The sequence below is a fragment of the Synechococcus sp. R6-10 genome, assembly GCF_047461815.1.
Taxonomy (GTDB): domain Bacteria; phylum Cyanobacteriota; class Cyanobacteriia; order Thermostichales; family Thermostichaceae; genus Thermostichus.
In genome coordinates, this window is sequence record NZ_JANSHW010000710.1 from 1 (window position 1) to 603 (window position 603).

At 63.7% G+C, this 603-nt stretch carries 1 pseudogene; it reads right to left on the minus strand.

Features of this window, described 5'->3' with window-relative positions:
* Nucleotides 1-603: pseudogene (locus tag NW837_RS15460) on the minus strand (carbamoyl-phosphate synthase large subunit); the annotation flags it as partial.

A 603-nucleotide genomic window follows, 5' to 3' on the forward strand; every position in this document is an offset into this window, starting at 1 on the left:
TAGTCCAGCGCAGGCTCGAACGCCGCCGAAGTGCCCGTGATGGGGTTGCGAATCTCGTCCAAGCGCAGCCCGATGGCGATTTTGGCGGCGATTCGCGCAATCGGGTAGCCCGTCGCTTTGGACGCCAGCGCGCTGGAACGGCTCACGCGCGGGTTGACCTCAATCACATAGTAGTCGCTGCCGTTGGGGTTCAACGCCAGCTGCACATTGCACCCGCCCTGAATGCCCAGCGCGCGGATAATGCGCAGCGACGCTGTGCGAAGCAGCTGGTACTCGAAATCGCTCAGCGTCTGCGATGGCGCAACGACCATCGAATCGCCTGTATGCACGCCCATCGGATCTAAGTTCTCCATGTTGCACACCACAATGGCGTTGTCCGCGCCGTCGCGCATCACCTCGTACTCAATCTCCTTCCAGCCCAGCAGCGAGCGCTCTACTAAGATCTGCGAGCGCATCGACAGCTCCAGCCCCCGCGCACCGATTTCGAGCAGCTCGTCGGGTGTGCGCGCGATTCCGCCGCCCGTGCCGCCCAGTGTATAGGCAGGACGCACGATGCACGGATAGGGCACAATCTCCGCCACGCGCCGCAGCTCGCCGACGCTC